Source organism: uncultured Porticoccus sp. (assembly GCF_913061305.1).
Classification (GTDB): domain Bacteria; phylum Pseudomonadota; class Gammaproteobacteria; order Pseudomonadales; family Porticoccaceae; genus Porticoccus.
The window spans coordinates 129,375-146,123 of sequence record NZ_CAJXST010000005.1 but is presented as its reverse complement, the minus strand read 5'-3'; the positions used below and the strand labels follow the sequence as shown (position 1 = coordinate 146,123).

21 protein-coding genes are annotated in these 16,749 nt (G+C 53.6%); 7 read left to right on the top strand and 14 right to left on the bottom strand.

Going from position 1 to position 16,749, the window contains the following annotated elements; translation table 11 throughout:
- Positions 1 to 6: 6 nt before the first annotated feature.
- From QZ516_RS07595 to QZ516_RS07580, 4 genes are read right to left on the bottom strand one after another with little or no spacing between them, the layout of a single operon-like run.
- Complete coding sequence (locus QZ516_RS07595; protein ID WP_297188121.1) at positions 7 to 795, bottom strand: SDR family NAD(P)-dependent oxidoreductase; 789 nt, start codon at positions 793 to 795, stop codon at positions 7 to 9.
- Between the two features lie 58 nt (positions 796 to 853).
- Positions 854 to 1,420 (bottom strand): DUF3833 domain-containing protein, encoded by a 567-nt coding sequence (locus QZ516_RS07590; protein WP_297188119.1) that lies wholly within the window; start codon positions 1,418 to 1,420, stop codon positions 854 to 856.
- 15 nt (positions 1,421 to 1,435) lie between these two features.
- Positions 1,436 to 1,939, bottom strand: coding sequence for a chalcone isomerase family protein (locus tag QZ516_RS07585; RefSeq protein ID WP_297188118.1), 504 nt, complete (start codon positions 1,937 to 1,939; stop codon positions 1,436 to 1,438).
- On the bottom strand, positions 1,926 to 2,444 hold the full coding sequence (locus QZ516_RS07580) for a DUF2878 domain-containing protein (RefSeq protein WP_297188116.1): 519 nt from the start codon (positions 2,442 to 2,444) through the stop codon (positions 1,926 to 1,928). Before QZ516_RS07580 ends, QZ516_RS07585 begins: the two co-directional genes overlap by 14 nt.
- A 128-nt stretch (positions 2,445 to 2,572) precedes the next feature.
- On the opposite strand from QZ516_RS07580, the gene QZ516_RS07575 reads away from it, so the two are divergent.
- From QZ516_RS07575 to QZ516_RS07560, 4 genes are all read left to right on the top strand, one after another.
- On the top strand, positions 2,573 to 2,878 hold the full coding sequence (locus QZ516_RS07575; protein ID WP_297188114.1) for a hypothetical protein: 306 nt from the start codon (positions 2,573 to 2,575) through the stop codon (positions 2,876 to 2,878).
- 124 nt (positions 2,879 to 3,002) lie between these two features.
- A complete protein-coding gene (locus QZ516_RS07570) occupies positions 3,003 to 3,476 on the top strand; it encodes a glutathione peroxidase (RefSeq protein ID WP_365333316.1) in 474 nt (157 codons plus the stop codon).
- A gap of 52 nt (positions 3,477 to 3,528) precedes the next feature.
- Complete coding sequence (locus QZ516_RS07565) at positions 3,529 to 4,539, top strand: NAD(P)-binding protein (RefSeq protein ID WP_297188110.1); 1,011 nt, start codon at positions 3,529 to 3,531, stop codon at positions 4,537 to 4,539.
- Entirely contained in the window at positions 4,529 to 4,987 is a 459-nt protein-coding gene (locus QZ516_RS07560; RefSeq protein ID WP_297188108.1) for a DUF393 domain-containing protein, read from the top strand. The genes QZ516_RS07565 and QZ516_RS07560 overlap by 11 nt, the downstream gene beginning before the upstream one ends.
- A gap of 59 nt (positions 4,988 to 5,046) precedes the next feature.
- Here QZ516_RS07560 and QZ516_RS07555 read toward each other — a convergent pair whose 3' ends face one another.
- From QZ516_RS07555 to QZ516_RS07545, 3 genes are all read right to left on the bottom strand, one after another.
- Positions 5,047 to 6,462: an FAD-binding domain-containing protein gene (locus tag QZ516_RS07555; protein WP_297188106.1), complete on the bottom strand. Its 1,416-nt coding sequence runs from the start codon at positions 6,460 to 6,462 to the stop codon at positions 5,047 to 5,049.
- Between the two features lie 64 nt (positions 6,463 to 6,526).
- Entirely contained in the window at positions 6,527 to 7,177 is a 651-nt protein-coding gene (locus tag QZ516_RS07550; RefSeq protein ID WP_297188104.1) for a ChrR family anti-sigma-E factor, read from the bottom strand.
- The gene (locus tag QZ516_RS07545; protein ID WP_297188102.1) at positions 7,167 to 7,787 is read right to left on the bottom strand and encodes a sigma-70 family RNA polymerase sigma factor; all 621 of its coding nucleotides are present in this window, start codon (positions 7,785 to 7,787) and stop codon (positions 7,167 to 7,169) included. Before QZ516_RS07545 ends, QZ516_RS07550 begins: the two co-directional genes overlap by 11 nt.
- Positions 7,788 to 7,921: 134 nt before the next feature.
- Between QZ516_RS07545 and QZ516_RS07540 the strand changes: the two genes are divergently transcribed.
- The 3 genes from QZ516_RS07540 to QZ516_RS07530 are packed head-to-tail and all read left to right on the top strand — an operon-like array spanning position 7,922 to position 11,388.
- Positions 7,922 to 9,337, top strand: a complete 1,416-nt coding sequence (locus QZ516_RS07540) for an FAD-dependent oxidoreductase (RefSeq protein WP_297188099.1) — start codon at positions 7,922 to 7,924, stop codon at positions 9,335 to 9,337.
- On the top strand, positions 9,330 to 10,157 hold the full coding sequence (locus QZ516_RS07535; RefSeq protein ID WP_297188098.1) for a DUF1365 domain-containing protein: 828 nt from the start codon (positions 9,330 to 9,332) through the stop codon (positions 10,155 to 10,157). The genes QZ516_RS07540 and QZ516_RS07535 overlap by 8 nt, the downstream gene beginning before the upstream one ends.
- The gene (locus QZ516_RS07530; RefSeq protein WP_297188096.1) at positions 10,144 to 11,388 is read left to right on the top strand and encodes a cyclopropane-fatty-acyl-phospholipid synthase family protein; all 1,245 of its coding nucleotides are present in this window, start codon (positions 10,144 to 10,146) and stop codon (positions 11,386 to 11,388) included. Before QZ516_RS07535 ends, QZ516_RS07530 begins: the two co-directional genes overlap by 14 nt.
- A 30-nt stretch (positions 11,389 to 11,418) precedes the next feature.
- Here the strand turns inward: QZ516_RS07530 and QZ516_RS07525 are convergent, their stop codons facing one another.
- From QZ516_RS07525 to rpsA, 7 genes are all read right to left on the bottom strand, one after another.
- Positions 11,419 to 11,841 carry a nuclear transport factor 2 family protein gene (locus tag QZ516_RS07525; RefSeq protein ID WP_297188093.1) on the bottom strand — a complete coding sequence of 141 codons (423 nt, stop codon included), beginning with the start codon at positions 11,839 to 11,841 and terminating at the stop codon, positions 11,419 to 11,421.
- A gap of 64 nt (positions 11,842 to 11,905) precedes the next feature.
- Entirely contained in the window at positions 11,906 to 12,220 is a 315-nt protein-coding gene (locus QZ516_RS12755) for a helix-hairpin-helix domain-containing protein (RefSeq protein ID WP_365333235.1), read from the bottom strand.
- 61 nt (positions 12,221 to 12,281) lie between these two features.
- The gene (gene pyrF / locus QZ516_RS07515) at positions 12,282 to 12,989 is read right to left on the bottom strand and encodes an orotidine-5'-phosphate decarboxylase (RefSeq protein WP_297188091.1); all 708 of its coding nucleotides are present in this window, start codon (positions 12,987 to 12,989) and stop codon (positions 12,282 to 12,284) included.
- A 40-nt stretch (positions 12,990 to 13,029) separates the two neighbouring features.
- Positions 13,030 to 14,220, bottom strand: a complete 1,191-nt coding sequence (gene lapB, locus QZ516_RS07510) for a lipopolysaccharide assembly protein LapB (protein ID WP_297188089.1) — start codon at positions 14,218 to 14,220, stop codon at positions 13,030 to 13,032.
- Between the two features lie 13 nt (positions 14,221 to 14,233).
- Positions 14,234 to 14,527, bottom strand: coding sequence for a LapA family protein (locus QZ516_RS07505; protein ID WP_297188088.1), 294 nt, complete (start codon positions 14,525 to 14,527; stop codon positions 14,234 to 14,236).
- A gap of 100 nt (positions 14,528 to 14,627) precedes the next feature.
- Entirely contained in the window at positions 14,628 to 14,921 is a 294-nt protein-coding gene (gene ihfB / locus QZ516_RS07500) for an integration host factor subunit beta (RefSeq protein WP_297188086.1), read from the bottom strand.
- A gap of 55 nt (positions 14,922 to 14,976) precedes the next feature.
- The gene (rpsA, locus tag QZ516_RS07495; protein ID WP_297188085.1) at positions 14,977 to 16,659 is read right to left on the bottom strand and encodes a 30S ribosomal protein S1; all 1,683 of its coding nucleotides are present in this window, start codon (positions 16,657 to 16,659) and stop codon (positions 14,977 to 14,979) included.
- Positions 16,660 to 16,749: the final 90 nt, after the last annotated feature.

The following is a 16,749-nucleotide window of genomic DNA, read 5'->3' as shown; positions in this document are numbered from 1 at the left end:
CAGGATTCATAGGGTTTTTTGGGTCGCCCGGCGCATCAGTGACAAGTAAAGCCGATTGGGCAGCAGACGCAGCAATTTCATCCAGAACACAAATCGCCGCGGGAAAGCAATCTCGAAGCGACTGGACAGCAGTCCCCGATAAATAGCCATAGCGGCATCATCCACCTCCATCAGCGCGGGCATCTGAAAGGTGTTTGTATCGGTCAACGGTGTTCGGACAAAACCGGGGTTAATCACCTGCAATCGCACCCCGGTGCCGTGTAAATCCATGTACAGCGATTCGCACAGACTGATCAATGCCGCCTTGCTGGCACAGTAAGCCGCCGCCGTCGGCAGGCCCCGGTAACCTGCTACGGAGGCCATCACAGCAATGTGGCCTTTTCGGCCCGCAAGGTAACGATGCAGCACCGGATCGAGGCAGTTGATCGTGCCCTGAAGGTTGATATCCAATAGTCTGCGACAGCGCTGGGCAGAAAAGGCCTCGGCACTGGCGGGGTCGTGGGTCCCTGCGTTCAATACCACCAGTTCCGGAAACCGTTGTTCTCTGTCCCAGCGTTCAAACAGAGCGGCTATTTCGGCGGGGCGACGGATATCCAGGGGAACCGGAATAAATTTCCCGGGCGCAGAGACCAGCGATGACTGCAGCTGGTTTAGCTCGTCGAGATTGCGGGCAGAACCATAGACCGTTGCGCCACACTCACAGAGCAAGCGTGCCAGTGCCGCACCGATACCCCGCCCTGCACCGGTAATCCATATACAGTGCCAGGGTATTTGCATTTCCTGTTTAACATTCATGATTGTCTTTACCGTCTCAAAAATAATGCTCTAAATGATAATCCAGCAAAATGACACCCTAGGACTGACAGGCTGGCCAGGCATCATTGGCCGGTTGATCAGACTCACGGCGAATGTAAAGCGTGATCTCACCCACAGGGATACCAAATTTGCTCATGGTGGCGCGGTTGATCAAATTGTTCTCATCCACCAGATAGAGCCAGTCATTCAGCTTGATGTGGCGCACCTTGCCGTTGACAGGAATTTCCAGCACGTATTGCCAGTTCAGCGCATTGCCTTCGGTAGTGCCCGATGCCTGACCCACCACATCACCGGCCGTACCGGTATATTGATTGCCGGTTTTGGTGAGGCGCCAGCAGCGGGTTTGCTGTTCACCGTCATTGAAGAAAAATTGTTCATCCAGAACCCCTTCGCCATCCTGCCAGGAGGCATTGATTTCCGCCCTGAAACGGCGAATCACCTTGCCGCGAAAATCCTGTACCATGCCATAGGCCACCAGATGGCCGTTGAAGAATCTGTCCAGGTGCAGCTCCGGCGTTTCATGCTGGTAATCCGTGATCGTGGAGGAGCAACCAGCCAATAACAGGCCAGCGAGACAAATACTTTTTGATACATTGCGGACCATTAAAAACTCCTCTTTTCAGCGTTCTCCCCGAAGTTTTCGGGTCAGTTTTGGATAGGCACTATCGTCTGCCAACCAGATATTCAAAAAGGCCTTGGCAAACACAGGATCCTCCAGGGAACCGATGTATTGACCATTGTGATGAAAGTGACCCCGGCCTTCCGGATCCATATAAAAGGTCAGCTCATCCCCCTCTGCCAGGTTTGGCCACATATTGGCCAGGCGCGTCATCCATCGATCCAGTTGCTCGTCCGGCAAATCACCGATCTGTTTACGGGTTTCACTCACCAGTCTGGTGTTGCTGATATCCCGTCGGTAGGTGAGCCTCAGCATCAGAGGCCCCTGTAATTTTTCGTAGCGTCCGGAAGCGCTGTAGAGTTCGGCTCTGTATATCTTCATAAAAAAGACCCGGAGCTCTGCATGGCCGACAGAGTGCAACCGATCCGGCACGGGCACAGCCTGTACCGAAGCAACAAACAGTGATAACAACATCAGCAGCAGTGACGCACTAAACCTGTACACGGTCACCTCCCAGCCGGTCTGCCAGCGACATCAGTGCGGGAAACAAAGCCATCCAGACGACCGCCAGAAGCATCAGGGAAGGAACCACAGCAAAACCGAAGTCTGCTGCCCCCAGCTTAACCGCCGCCCAGTAGGTCAGTGCCCCGGCCACCGATCCGGCGGCTGCGGAGAGCAGGTAGCGCCTGGAAAAAAACCGGAGGCATTGACGCAGGGTGGCGGCAAAACCCAGCCACAGCAGCACCAGCCAGACCGGGGGCCAGGGGCTACCCTGATTGAAAACAAACACCCCGCCGAGGGTAAGCAGAGCATCAACCGTAAAGCCCAATATTGCACACACCAGTAATACGCGGATCTCCCCTACAGGCTGACTGTGAAAGGCGATATGCAACGCCAGCAGTAATAAAACTACTGGAGCTGCACTATTGCCCAATAACACAGATAACCACCAGATGAGCTGAAAACCGGTGAGGTTGATCCAGAAACACTCGGAAATGCCAGAAAACAAGATTTGATCTCCCGTTGTAATGGAACTGTTACGATTTACCACTACAGTCAGATCATCGGTCACTGATCCAGGCAACCCGACAGCGCGTATTGATCAGAGACAACAGCACCATCAACAGGTGGCAATAAATGACAATCAAGCTTTTGAAGCGATTACGAAAAATGCGGCAATTGGATACCGTCCGGTTTATCCGGAACACCTGTGCCCCCATGGTGCTTCAGGTGGCCTTTTTTGATAATGGGCAATTGCGAAAGCAACTGATCAGGACCCGCGAGGGAGGGGTGGTGACCTGCCGCCATTTGGGTGAGGCCTATGCGCTTTGTCGCTCCGCTGGCGTGCACCGCGCTGAACTGTTGCAGATCGTCAGCCACGATGAAGCCTGTGCCGGTAACGTTACCACCGCCACTGGGCCCGTTATGTCGCTGACCTTTTAGGAGTGATATTCCCTTGAACAGACTCACCCTGATCATGACCATTTTTCTGTCAATCCTCTGCGTCAATGTCGCCGCATCGGAGGAAGCAATAACGACAGACACTGACACCCAACAGGCCAACTGCATGAATATCTATCAGTTTACTGCGCCGGATTTGATCGATGAAAAACCGGTGGACTTTTGCAAGACCTACGCCGGCAAGGTGCTGATCATTGTGAATACCGCCAGCAAATGCGGGTTTACCGGGCAGTACGAGGGACTGGAAGCACTTTATCGTGAATTCGGCGATCAGGGCCTGGTGGTGCTGGGTTTTCCGTCCAATCAGTTTGGCAATCAGGAGCCGGGGACAGCCGAAGAAATTCAGAATTTCTGCCGTGTCACCTATGGTGTGCAATTTCCGATGTTCGCCAAGACCCGCGTACGCAAGGGTGATGCCGACCCTATCTGGACCTACCTCGGCGACACGTCGGGCACCTATCCGAAATGGAATTTCTACAAGTACCTGATCAACCGCGAGGGCGAAGTAGTCGATGTGTTCAGCAGTGTCACCTCACCGGAGAGCCGGCGGTTTCGCAAAGCTGTCAAGGCACTTCTTTGAATTGAACCGATAACGTCCACCAGAGTCGGAGCACGCCAAGTTGACGATACCAATGAGAGATCAGAGCATTGCCGTGATCGGTGCCGGTCTGGCTGGCACCACCTTGACCGAGCGCTTACTGGAGGTGGGTTATCAGGTCACCGTCTACGAGAAAAGTCGTGGTACGGGGGGCCGCCAGGCCAGCAGTGGTCTATCAGAGGCAACCGTGGACCTCGGCGCACCCTGGTTTGAACCCGTTTCAGACAAGTTCCGGAGCTGGCTGGAGGATCGGCCCGAAATACAGCGTTTTACTCCATCACACAGGGACTTTACCGGTCTGGAGCTGGATCCTATTTCGGTGTATCTGGCAGCACCAAAACAGACCACCCTGACACGAAACCTGCTGGGTAACGCAGTATTCTGTTCGGCAACCCGGGTGGGCAAATTGCATCCCGGCTCGGAGGGCGTCGCCGTCGAAAGCGATACCGGCCAGCTGTTAAATATTCACCAAGCCGTCATTGTCACGACCCCGGCAGCCCAGGCCGAACCGCTGTTGGCAGCAATACCCCGCTTTGCCGAAGTGGCAAGATCTGCAGAATCGATACCCAGCTGGGTGGTCGCTCTGGGTTTGCGTCAGAAGACCAAAAAATCGGTTGATCTGTTCAGCGGCAGACACCCGCTGTTGGCGAGGGCCATCTGCAACAGCAGCAAACCCGGGCGCAGCGCCGGACCATTTGCTGAAACCTGGCTGCTGGAAGCCAACCCACAGTGGAGCGCAGCTCATAAAGCGTCTGCCCCCAAACAGGTGGGCGCCGAGCTGATTAAAGCCTTCCAATCCATCATGGAGGAACCCCTGGAGATTGCCGCACTGCGCACCCATCGCTGGCTATACGCCAGGCACCGGTCTGCTGATTCCGCCGAGTATCTGTGGTGTCCAAAAAACAGAATTGGGGTCTGCTCCGACTGGCTGGCGTACACCGACAGCGAGGGGGCGTGGCTGAGCGCCAATCATCTGGCCGACAAACTGCTCACCAATCTTAAAACTGTTTCCATCAATCTGCGGGCATACCAGGATGACGAATAAAGCAGCTGTATCCGACCCTGGAATCGGGAATACCTACCCCTTGGCGCTGAACAAGCCGGGCAAGGTCATTGTCTTCTATGATGGCAGCTGCCCCCTCTGCCAAAAAGAAATCCACCATTACGTCAGGCGGGATCATACCGGTCAGCTTGTCTGGAATGATATTTCAAAGGGCACCGAGCTCCTCGATGAGTTCGGCATCACACTGGACGAGGCCATGCGCCGGTTTCATGTGATCGACAGGGCCGGCAACGTGACCCGGGGGGCCGAGGCATTCCTCACCCTGTGGCACGCCCTGCCCGTCTACCGATATCTGGCCAGAACCGTTGAATACCTTCATCTGACGCCACTGCTGGGTTGGACCTACGAACATTTTGCACGGGCACGCTACCGCCGGGCCTGCCAAAGGGGGATCTGCAACGCTTGCGCGATCGACACAAAAAAATCCTGATGGGCTGCGCTGCCAATCTGTTAAAACGGGACACGTTGGCAAAACAGGACCGAATGGGGTTACTGCCGTTGGTAGCCCGCAAGGCTGGCAGCTCTGGCCTTACTGTAATCGATGATGGGCGCGGGTCGCCCGACTTTGGCGGCAAATGCCGGGTCGTGTCGCTGCATGCCCTTCAGCTCCTTGAGCTCAGGCAACCAGTGCGCCACGTAGTCACCTTTTGGATCGAACCGCTCGGCCTGGCGCATGGGGCTGAAAATACGGAAGTACGGTGCGGCATCCGCCCCCACCGATGCACTCCATTGCCAACCACCCAAGTTGGATGCAAAGTCCCCGTCGATCAGGTGATTCATAAAGAAACAGGCGCCCTTCCGCCAATCCTGCCGCAACAGCTTGGTCAGAAAAGAGGCAGTGATCATGCGCAGGCGATTGTGCATCCAGCCGGTCGCCAGCAGCTGTTTCATACCCGCATCGACAATTGGAAAACCGGTTTCACCCCGACACCAGGCAGCAAATAACCGATCATCGTCCAGCCAGCGAATACGGGATTCAACCTCGGGTCTGAAGGGTTGCCAGCAATTCATGTCCGGGAAATGCATCAGCAGATGGCGGTAAAACTCACGCCAGATAATTTCGGTCACCCACTGGTTGTCCAGCCAGATCGTGCTTTCTGACGAGGCCGCCAGTGCCGCCAGACACTGGCGCGGAGAAATCACACCACAGCTGAGATAGGGGGATAGTGTCGAGGTGCCGTCCAGCGAGGGGAAATCCCGGTCAGCGGCATAATCCTCTACGCGAATCGAAACAAAATCCGTCAATCGAGTATGAGCAGATTCTGTGCCCGCTGGCCACAGCGACGGAATCCAGTGGCTACCATTATTGATCGCATAATCCACCCTGTCGGGAATCACATCGGCGACCAAACCGTTCGGTAAAGGGGGCGAAAGTTGTACCGGAGGGGCCGGCAATGGCATAGGGTGCTGCTCGATAAAAAGGCGTCGCCAGACTTTGCTGAAAGGTGTAAAAACCCGAAATGGCAGGCCCTGGCCGTTCATCACTTTTCCCGGGGCAAATACCAGATCACCGTGCAGGCCGTAAACCGGAATATCGGCTTCGCGAAATCTGGCGACAACCTGTTTATCGCGAAGATTTTCATTCAGGCAATACTCACGATTGAGATAAAGGCCATCACAGTGAAGTTGCTCGGCCAGTGATAACAACTTTCCTGGCAGGTCGGCAAAGCTATCCACATGGACCAACTTGAGCGGAATCCCCAGCGCTGTCAGTTGTTGCTGAAGACCCCGCAAGTTGGCCAACCAGAATTCCACTTTCGCCGGGGACTCATCGTGACGGGCCCACTGCGAGGGGCAGATGGCCGCCACAGCGAGCACGCCCTGACCGACGGCATCGTCACAGGCCCGGAACAGGGCGGGGTTATCAGCTACGCGAAGGTCGTTGCGGAACCAGACGAATTTCACTGAGGGTTTTCCTGTAGACAGGTCCGTTAAATGGTTTGCACAGAGCGGCGGGGCATGCCACTGGCTAGAAACCGAAAAGTGGCTGGGTAATTTTGCCAAATAGCGTGGTATAGCGGAGTGGGTACTCCGTAGCGATCAGACAGATACAATCGTGATCGCTATCCACCAGTGGCTGGTGAGTAATCTGATCGTCCAGGTCGGCAACATCGCCCGTACTGAACCGCCCCACTTCGTCGGAATAGGAGCCCCGCAGCAGCAGGGTCAGCTCACTGCCCCGATGACTATGGGGTAACGCGGCTTTGCCCGGTGCGACACGCAACAGGCGGGTGATGCCCTTACCCTGGCTGGGCAGGTCATGCACCCAGACGCCCGGTACCAGCTTTTTCCAGGACAGATCCTCCAGTGAATCCCCCACATAGCTTGCCAGTGGTGCCGGAATTTCACTGTTTGCCACAGGTGCCGGTCGTGCGGCAGCTTCGGGGATAACATCCTGATCCAGTCGGTCGAGCACCGATGCCAGAGTACTGTCACTGACCGCCGCCAGGGCAATGTTTTCCAGCAATGCACCGCCGATTGCTTCAAGCTCGCGGCACCGTTGACGACAGAGATTACACATCGCCAGATGTGAGGCGACCACAAGGGCGGGACCCTGACCCAAGGCGCCAGCCACATAACTGAATAGAGTCGCCTCATCGAGATGATGATTAATGGTCATGGTTACCTCTCAACGCCTGTTTTAACTTTTCAGATGCCAGACGAATTCTGGATTTGACGCTACCCAGGGGGATCGACAGCCTGTCGGCAATCTCCGAATGGGAGCGCCCCTCGTAGAAAGACATAATAATGACCTGGGCCTGATTATCAGGGAGTTGACGAATGGCCATGGCGACCTGATCAGACATGACAGCCTGCTCAGCCAACTCCAGCACAGGGGGCTCACCCGCCTCTTCATGCCAGCTATCCAGGTCGTATTCCGGATATTTCTGTTTGCGCATCCAGTCAATGCTCAGGTTTCGCGCCAGGGTATAGATCCAGGTGCTGGCAGCAGCCTTGCCGGGATCGTACAGATGGGTTTTTCGCCAGACGGATAACATGGCCTCCTGAGTCAATTCTTCGGCGGTGGCCTCCGTGAGGCCCAGTTTCATGATGTAACCTTTGATTCTGGGCGAAAAGTGACGAAACAGGCGGATAAACAACTGCCGGTCCCGGGAAATGGCCAGTTCTGCCAGCATTGCAGACCAGTCTTTCACCGGTGCCTCGGATGCCTTTTCTGCTCTTAATGCCACGACGCTCAACGCTTCATCTCCCGGCGGTTGGTCTTGCATGACTCTCCTTACGCGTGGTCAGTCTCGATAGATCACAGAGATTAGCGCTCGCGCCCGATAAAGCCAAATAAAAGGGTGATCCCTCTCCGCACTTCCTGCGTAATATCAGCAACCCATTTGGTACGGACTGAACAATGAAGACCTCCACCCCGAAAAATTCAGCGCAAGACGCCCCACCCCGCAAGAATATTGCGGTGATTGGTTCGGGCATCTCGGGTTTGAGCTGTGCCTGGCTACTGAGCAGATCACAGAATGTGACGCTATTTGAAAAGGATGATCGACTGGGGGGACACTCCAATACGGTAACCTTTGATCTGGACAAACGGGCCATCAGTGTTGATACCGGTTTCATTGTCTACAACCCCGTCAACTACCCCAACCTGGTGAAGTTTTTTGAGCAGTTGGGGGTGACAACCTGTGATACCGACATGTCGTTTTCCGTGTCGGTGAACGGCGGGGAGCTCGAATATTCCGGCAGTGGTCTGTCGGGGCTGTTGGCACAAAAACGGAACCTGTTCCGACCGGCTTTCTGGGGAATGGTGGCCGATCTGCTGCGCTTTTATCGGCAATCACCGAAATTGCTCCAGGCTGCCGAGCTTGAGCAACTTTCCCTCGGGGAATTACTGGAAAAACACCACTACGGCAAATCCTTTATCAACAACCACCTGCTGCCCATGGGCGCGGCAATCTGGTCAGTACCTGTCGACAAAATGCTGAATTATCCCGCCCTGAGTTTTATGCGTTTTTGCAGCAACCACGGTTTGACCCAGGTAAATAACCGACCACAATGGCGTACGGTGGTCGGTGGCAGTCGTCAGTATGTGGATAAAATTGCTGCCGCACTGCAGGGTTCCATTCGATTGAATACCCGTATTCAGTCCGTCACAAGACTGGGGGAACAGGTAGCTCTGGACGACATTCACGGCAACCGGGAAATATTCGATGGCGTCGTTTTTGCCTGCCACAGTGACCAAGCACTTGCCCTGCTGGCTGACCCGACAACCGAAGAGCAGGCCCTGCTCAGCTGTTTCCCCTACCAGCGCAACCGGGCTTTTCTTCATCTGGACACCGATTTGATGCCAAAACGTAAACAAGTCTGGTCCAGCTGGAATTATCTGACCAGCAACAAACCCGCATCAAAAAACGAGCAGCTGGTCAGTGACCAGAAAAGGAAAGTGTCCGTCAGCTACTGGATGAACCAGCTCCAGCCGCTTGCTACCGAACAACCGGTAATGGTCTCTTTAAACCCCCTGAAAATGCCCAGGTCCGGCACGATTATCAGAAGTTTTTTTTACGACCACCCCGCGTTTGACCAATCATCACTGGCCGCCCAGAAGCAACTCTGGTCACTGCAGGGCAAACAGCATACCTGGTTCTGTGGCGCCTATTTCGGTTACGGTTTCCATGAGGACGGCCTGCAATCCGGACTGGCTGTCGCCGAAGCGCTGGGTGGTGTGGCACGCCCCTGGCAACTGGAAGAGCCGAACTCCCGGATTGCAATCAATACTGATTCAATGCCCAACACTGCTGCGGAATTGTACTGTGCCTGAGAAACTGGAATCGGCGCTGTACAGTGGCCAGGTCATGCATCAGCGTCTGCGCCCAAAAAAACACCGGTTTACCTACCGGGTTTTCTCGTTGTATCTCGACCTCGATGAGCTGGAAATACTGGATCGTCGGCTACGGCTCTTTTCCCTCAATCGTTTCAATCTGTTTTCCTTTTACGAGAAAGATCACGGCAGCGGGAAATCAGACCTCGGGGGACGAACCCGCCGGTTGTTGGCCGAGCGCGGTTTCAGTCACGCCACTGCCCATATCAAGCTGCTCTGCTATCCGAGGATACTGGGATATGTATTTAACCCACTGAGTATCTATTTCTGCTACAACAGCCAGCAGCAGTTGTCTGCCGTGCTCTACGAGGTCAGCAACACCTTCAAACAGAAACATACCTACCTGATTCCGGTGGACCCACAGCGGAAAGCAAACCTGGTTGACCAGCGGGCCGACAAGGCCATGTACGTCAGCCCGTTCATGCCGATGGCGACCCATTATCGCTTCCGGATTCTGCCACCCGACCAACAGCAGGTGTCTGTCTTCATCAGGCAATCCGATGAACGGGCAGACAAACCCGGCAACCACGTGCTGCTGGCCACCTTGAACGGTCGGTATCGAACACTCAACGATGCGACATTGCTGCGGCTTTTTTTCAGCCATCCGCTAATGACCCTGAAAATTATCGGTGCCATTCACTGGCAGGCGTTGCGCCTGTGGCTGAAGGGGTTACCCCTGCAACCCAGGAAAACCACGAAGAACGCCCGCAATTTTAGCTGGCGGGACAAAGATGGAGTATTGCACCATGAACAGCTCTGACCTCGATGCCGACGGTATCACCCCAAGGCAACCGGCAAGTTCACCAGCGTGGTTGGAAACGCAAATTATTCGGCTGTTGCGGAGAAAGCTGGCTCACTGTCAGGGAGTGCTATCGCTGCAGTTTCCCAGTGGCCACAGGCACCTGTTTGGTCAGGGTGATACTGCCGCCTCTGTCAGGCTTCACTCAATGGCCCCCCTGTTCCGGTTATTCTTTGGTGGCACCAATGGCTGGTCTGACAGTTATCTGGGCGGTGAGTGGGACAGCGCTGAGCTGACCGCCCTGATCCGCTGGGCGATTCAGAATGAACCGACGCTGAACAGTATGGCGAAAGCCGGTTATGTCAATGACTTGCTCTATAACCTCTATCACTGGAGCCGTCGCAATACGCGCCGGGGCAGCCGCCGAAATATTGCCGCGCATTACGATCTGGGCAACGATTTTTATCGGGAATGGCTCGACCCCGGGATGACTTACTCTGCAGCAATGTTTGATGATGATCTCCGGCAATCCCTGCAACAGGCTCAGACGAAAAAATATCAACGTATTCTCAATCTGCTTGCGCCCAGAGAACAGGATCAGCTGCTGGAAATTGGTTGTGGCTGGGGTGAGTTTGCCCTACAGGCTGCCGAAACCGCTAACGTCCGGGTTCACGGCATCACCCTGTCTTCGGAGCAGCGGCGCTGGGCCGAGGACAAGCTCACGGATGCAGGTCTGGCAAATCGGGTCACGATCGGTTTGACCGATTATCGAGACCTGAAAAGACAGTACGATGGGGTCGTTTCGATTGAGATGTTTGAGGCGGTGGGTGAGGCCCACTGGGACAGCTACTTCAAAAAACTCAAAGGCGTATTGAAACCCGGTGGCAGGGCCGTACTGCAGATTATCACCATCGATGAAAAGCGCTTCGAGGTCTACCGCAAGCAGGCTGACTTCATTCAGCGCCACATATTCCCCGGTGGCATGTTGCCCAGCGTGACGGCCCTGCAGGAAAAGTTTTCACAACACGGCTTTTGTCTTGTCGACCAGGAAATGTTTGGTGAGGGCTATGCCAGAACAATTGAGCTTTGGCGGGAGCGCTTCGAGGAACGCTGGCCGAAAATCAGTAGCCTCGGTTTTGATCAGCGTTTCTATCGCCTGTGGCGCTATTATCTGAGTTACTGCGAAGGGGGGTTTAAAGAAGGTGCCATTGATGTGGGTCTGTTCGTACTGGAACACCAAAGCAACAGATAACAATGACGACCGGGTTCAACTGCTGAAACGTCAGTGCTCCCGGAAGGCAACCCGCCGTCTCAACCAGCGAAACAGGGTGCCCAGCACAGGCACTTTTTCATAGAGGTCGGCGCTGTCCCAGAAATCCTGATGGCGGACAATTTTGCCTGATGCATCAAAGGTCAGTCGACTGCTACCTTGAAACTCCAACTGGCCGGTCACATTACTGTTTCCAGAAAATGTCCAATATAAATAGGCGACAGTATCCTGTTGCTGGCTGTCGTGAACGGTAAAGCTCACACTGTCCAGCCGCTCAAACATCTCACGCAAAAGCGCCAGATAAGCATCGGCACCGTTCACTTGATTGAACGGATCAGAAAAAACCACAGCCTCGCTGAGCACCCCTTTCAACTGCTCAAGATTCGACCGGTCCAACGTTTCCAATAGGCGGATATAGTCAGTCAGGCCGCTCATATTCAGTCTCTTCAATCAACGAAAAAGGCCAGCCAAAAGGCTGGCCCCGGGGTTTCGGTATAAACTACTTCACCGAAAGGTTAGCACGATTCTGCTCCAGCACCTTTTCACCCACGCCCTTAACCGACTGCAGTTGTTCCACCGTCGTGAATGGGCCATTTTCCTCCCGGTAAGCCACTATTGCCACGGCTCGCTTTTCACCGATACCCTTTAGCAGACTGGCTAGTTCATCAGCTGTGGCGGTATTGATATTGACCATCGCGGTCTGCTGCATCACCTCTTGAGGGGAGGCCTCTTCAGCCGTAACTGACTGCCAGAACGGTAATACTGCAAGCAGAGATAACAACAGAACGCCGGGAAGTGTTTTTACATTTTTCATTTCGAACTCCTTGTGCCAGGGGCACTCCATTTCATAGAAGCGACACATCGTGTACCGCGAATCAATCTTGCAAAATTTCTCGATTGATGGCAAGTAACGCCTTCACCGGATCCGGCGACTGGGTAATCGGTCGGCCAATCACCAGATAACTGCTACCATTGGCAATCGCCTGCGCAGGAGTGACAACCCGCCGTTGGTCATCCGCCACAGCCGACACAGGACGAATACCCGGTGTCACCAGGGTAAAGTCGTTACCGAGCAAATTGCGGAGTCCCCGGGTTTCCATCGCGGAGCAGACAACACCATCCATACCCGAAGCCTTTGCCAGCGCTGCCAGTCGGTGCACCTGCTGTTCCGGGGTACACCCGATACCCAGTTCCGCGAGATCTTCTGCAGAGAAACTGGTTAATACGGTCACTGCTATCAACAGCATATTGGTACCGGATTGATCGCTGGCCAATCGGGCAGCTTCCATCATCCGTCGGCCACCGGACGCATGCACATCGGTCATCCATACACCGAGATCAGCAGCGACTTTGACTGCAGCGGCAACCGTGTTCGGTATATCGTGAAACTTCAAATCCAGGAAGACATCAAATCCCCGGTTAACCAGGGTAGTAACAAACTGTGGGCCTGAACGGGTAAAAAGCTCCTTCCCGACCTTCAGTTTGCACAGATCGGGGGAGACTTCGGCCACAAATCGCTCTGCCGCAGCCGCTGTATTGTAGTCCAGTGCGACGATTACCTTACTGTCAGTGGAGTGTGTCATCGGTTATTCTCATGTTAAAAATAGTGCCTTCGGTCAGTGGTCACTCGCCATCAATTCCCCGAACAGGTTGGACCGTTTCCCAACGCAGGCATTGGGGACAGAGCCAGTGGAGCTGAGCGCCGCTGAAACCACACTGAACACAGCGGTATTGCGAACGGCGCGCCAGCAAACTGTCCAGTAGTCCCTGCAACAAGTGAAACTGCTCTTGTTCTGCACCGGCATCTCTGTCGGCAGAGATCCTGAGCAATGTTTGCAGTCCCCGGATGGACGGATGCTCTCGCAAATAGCCCATTAAAAAATTTGTTGCCTGCTGTTCTCCACACTGTTTTACCATCACATCCGCCACCATTTGCAGCAAACTGGTGCCGGGATAGGCTTTCAGCCAGGACTGCAGTTGCACTAGAAGTCCGGATTCATCACCAAGTTGTTCGTAGCACTGCCTGACCAGGGGGAGGACTTCCGGTAAATATTCGGGTTGTTGCCGGGGAATCATGCTGAAGCGCTTTAGTGCCTCTCGGCTGTTTGATGCGTGTATTTCCAGACGCCCCCAAAGTATATTCGCTCTGGCTGAATTCCTGTTGTACTTCAAAGCTGCTTTAATATGACGTCTGGCCTGCAACAGGTCACACATATCAATCGCTTGTTCGGCCAGCTCACAACAGAACTGCGCCTGCTCGATATTCAGCTTATCCACAGACCGTGAAAACCGCTTTTTATCCATCATTCCGGCAGCGCGAATGGCTTTTTCCCACTCCTGCTCACCACGGTATATTTGTACAAGGTGTTGCAGTGACACCTGCCGAAAATCACTGCCAGGGTCTTCCAGCAACTCCAGAAACAGGCGTTCTGCACGGTCGAACAAACCTGCCTTTAAAAAATCCCTGCCCAGTTCCAGGTGGGCCTGTTGCGACTGATCGTTATTGAGATTAGGCCGTGAAAGCAGATTTTGATGAACCCGGATGGCCCGTTCTATTTCACCCCGTTGCCGCATCAGGTTCCCCAGCGCCAGATGGGTTTCCAACGTATAGGGTGTGACTTCGACAGAACGGATAAAGGTATCGATAGCCTGGTCCGGCTGTTCGTTGAGGAGGAAATTGATGCCCTGAAAGTAATGGCGAGCAAGGTCCCCTTCACTGTTCGCCAAACGCTTGCTCTTGCCACGGGTATAACCGGCAAACCAGAATAGCGGAAAAGACAGCAATAACCCGATAATTAATAAGTGATCCACCATGTAGGGTATTGGGCTACTCCGTTTTGTTTTGTGCGCGGGCGGGAGCCACTCTCAATTTGATGAGCTGCTGATTTAGCACATGGACACGTCGCCGGAGCCGCAGCAGCATCGGCAGGCTGGCAAGCACACCCATCAGGCAGCCAGCAAAAAGTGCCGCCAAGAGCCAGAGGCCGCGGGGCAACGGCCCCAACTCACGGCCAAAGAAATCAATCGTGATGGTATCCGGGTTGGTTAACACCAGACCAATACCCAGCAGAATTGCCACCAAACCGAGCAACAACAAACAGAGTTTTTTTAGCAATGCCATAAAATCCCCATAAAAAAACGGCAAGTCAAAGTACTTGCCGTTTATTGTAACCAAACTACCGATGGTTGGTCTTGTTTATCGTGTCATCGAACCCGCAGACTCAATCTGCCTCGAGACTGCTGTTAACGCGTTCGCGAAGCTCCTTGCCAGGTTTGAAATAAGGAACATATTTACCCGACAACTTAACCGAATCACCAGTTTTGGGATTACGCCCTACCCTGGGTGCACGATAATGCAGGCAAAAGCTGCCAAAACCGCGAATTTCAATGCGATCATTGTTCACAAGCGCATGGGTCATGCGCTCCAGGATCATTTTGACAGCAATTTCCACATCCCTGGGGGGAAGCTGATCCTGCTGGGTAACGATATAATCGATGAGTTCTGATTTTGTCATAACGTTCTGATTTCATAAGAAAAGGGGTAATGTCTCCATTACCCCAATCTAATCATTACTTCTCTTTGGTGTCCATCTGGGCCTTGATCAGATCACCGATGGTGGTCGGTGCAATATTATCTGTTTCAGACTTGCGATGTTCCTTGATGGCTGCCTTTTCCTCAGCGACATCTTTGGCTTTGATAGAGAGGTTGATAGTGCGGTTCTTGCGATCCACATTAATCACCTTGACCTCCACCTCATCACCAACATTCAGCGCGTTGCGGGCATCTTCGACCTTCTCACGGGAAATTTCAGAGGCTTTTAAATAGCCTTCGATATCACCGCTCAAAGTAACCACTGCGCCCTTGGCATCCACTTCCTTGACGACACCATTGACGATCGCACCTTTGTCATTTTCAGTGACGTAGTTAGAGAAGGGATCATCTGACAACTGCTTCATGCCCAGAGAAATACGCTCTCTTTCCGGGTCGATGGAAAGTATCACGGTTTCAACTTCATCGCCTTTCTTGAAGTTGCGTACCGCCTCTTCACCGGTTTCGTGCCAGGAGATATCGGAGAGGTGAACCAGTCCGTCAATACCACCGTTCAGACCGATAAAGATACCGAAGTCAGTAATCGACTTGATACTGCCGGAGATTTTTTCACCCTTGCTGTGATTCATGGCGAATTCATCCCACGGATTCATATGACACTGCTTGATACCCAGTGAAATACGACGGCGCTCTTCGTCAATGTCCAGCACCATGACCTCGACTTCATCACCCAACTGAACAACCTTGGATGGATGAATGTTCTTGTTGGTCCAATCCATTTCAGAAACGTGGACCAGACCTTCAACACCATCTTCCAGCTCGGCAAAGCAACCGTAGTCGGTGAGGTTGGTAACGACCGCTTTGACACGGGCACCTTCCGGGTAGCGACCGGAAATATCGGCCCAGGGATCTTCACCCATTTGTTTCATGCCCAGAGACACACGGCTGCGCTCACGATCAAACTTCAGCACCTTGACATCGATTTCATCACCGACATTGACGATTTCGCTGGGGTGCTTGATACGCTTCCAGGACATATCCGTGATATGAAGCAGGCCATCAATACCGCCGAGATCGACAAAAGCACCGTAATCGGTGAGGTTTTTGACGATACCTTTCAGGGTGATGCCTTCTTCCAGTTTGGCGAGCAGTTCATCGCGCTCTTCGGAATTCACTTTTTCCATCACGGCACGGCGTGATACCACGACGTTGTTACGTTTCTGGTCAAGCTTGATGACTTTAAATTCGAGAGGTTTGTCTTCTAAATGAGCCGTATCGCGAATCGGGCGAACATCGACCAGGGAGCCGGGAAGGAAAGCCCGCAGACCATTGACATCGACCGTGAAGCCGCCTTTGACCTTGCCACTGATTATGCCGGTAACCACTTCATCCGCCTTGTGGGCGGCTTCCAGTTCAATCCAGGATTCTGCGCGACGCGCTTTTTCCCGGGACAGGCGAGTGGCGCCGAAGCCGTCTTCTACGGCTTCAAGGGCAACCTGGACTTCATCACCAATATTGATGTCCAACTCACCGTTGTCATCAATAAACTGTATTTTTGGGATCACACCTTCGGATTTTAGCCCGGCATGAACCGTTACCCAGTCCTTGTCGATATCAATAATGACACCGGTGACGATTGCGCCGGCGTTCATTTCAATAGTTTTTAAACTTTCTTCAAACAGATCTGCGAAACTTTCGCTCATTGAGATGTACCTGTAAAAATCGAGTCATTTGACTCTCAAACCGCACTACCAGTTATGCGGGCTGTTGGTTTCAGGGTGACATGGTGCGTT

What these genes read in the sequence shown, in the direction of transcription:
- QZ516_RS07595 (WP_297188121.1), bottom strand. Translation starts at nt 795, where the DNA reads ATGAATGTTAAACAGGAAATGCAAATACCCTGGCACTGTATATGGATT.
- QZ516_RS07590 (WP_297188119.1), bottom strand. Translation starts at nt 1,420, where the DNA reads ATGGTCCGCAATGTATCAAAAAGTATTTGTCTCGCTGGCCTGTTATTG.
- QZ516_RS07575 (WP_297188114.1), top strand. Translation starts at nt 2,573, where the DNA reads ATGACAATCAAGCTTTTGAAGCGATTACGAAAAATGCGGCAATTGGAT.
- QZ516_RS07570 (WP_365333316.1), top strand. Translation starts at nt 3,003, where the DNA reads ATGAATATCTATCAGTTTACTGCGCCGGATTTGATCGATGAAAAACCG.
- QZ516_RS07565 (WP_297188110.1), top strand. Translation starts at nt 3,529, where the DNA reads ATGAGAGATCAGAGCATTGCCGTGATCGGTGCCGGTCTGGCTGGCACC.
- QZ516_RS07560 (WP_297188108.1), top strand. Translation starts at nt 4,529, where the DNA reads ATGACGAATAAAGCAGCTGTATCCGACCCTGGAATCGGGAATACCTAC.
- QZ516_RS07550 (WP_297188104.1), bottom strand. Translation starts at nt 7,177, where the DNA reads ATGACCATTAATCATCATCTCGATGAGGCGACTCTATTCAGTTATGTG.
- QZ516_RS07545 (WP_297188102.1), bottom strand. Translation starts at nt 7,787, where the DNA reads ATGCAAGACCAACCGCCGGGAGATGAAGCGTTGAGCGTCGTGGCATTA.
- QZ516_RS07540 (WP_297188099.1), top strand. Translation starts at nt 7,922, where the DNA reads ATGAAGACCTCCACCCCGAAAAATTCAGCGCAAGACGCCCCACCCCGC.
- QZ516_RS07530 (WP_297188096.1), top strand. Translation starts at nt 10,144, where the DNA reads ATGAACAGCTCTGACCTCGATGCCGACGGTATCACCCCAAGGCAACCG.
- QZ516_RS07525 (WP_297188093.1), bottom strand. Translation starts at nt 11,841, where the DNA reads ATGAGCGGCCTGACTGACTATATCCGCCTATTGGAAACGTTGGACCGG.
- QZ516_RS12755 (WP_365333235.1), bottom strand. Translation starts at nt 12,220, where the DNA reads ATGAAAAATGTAAAAACACTTCCCGGCGTTCTGTTGTTATCTCTGCTT.
- pyrF (WP_297188091.1), bottom strand. Translation starts at nt 12,989, where the DNA reads ATGACACACTCCACTGACAGTAAGGTAATCGTCGCACTGGACTACAAT.
- lapB (WP_297188089.1), bottom strand. Translation starts at nt 14,220, where the DNA reads ATGGTGGATCACTTATTAATTATCGGGTTATTGCTGTCTTTTCCGCTA.
- QZ516_RS07505 (WP_297188088.1), bottom strand. Translation starts at nt 14,527, where the DNA reads ATGGCATTGCTAAAAAAACTCTGTTTGTTGTTGCTCGGTTTGGTGGCA.
- ihfB (WP_297188086.1), bottom strand. Translation starts at nt 14,921, where the DNA reads ATGACAAAATCAGAACTCATCGATTATATCGTTACCCAGCAGGATCAG.
- rpsA (WP_297188085.1), bottom strand. Translation starts at nt 16,659, where the DNA reads ATGAGCGAAAGTTTCGCAGATCTGTTTGAAGAAAGTTTAAAAACTATT.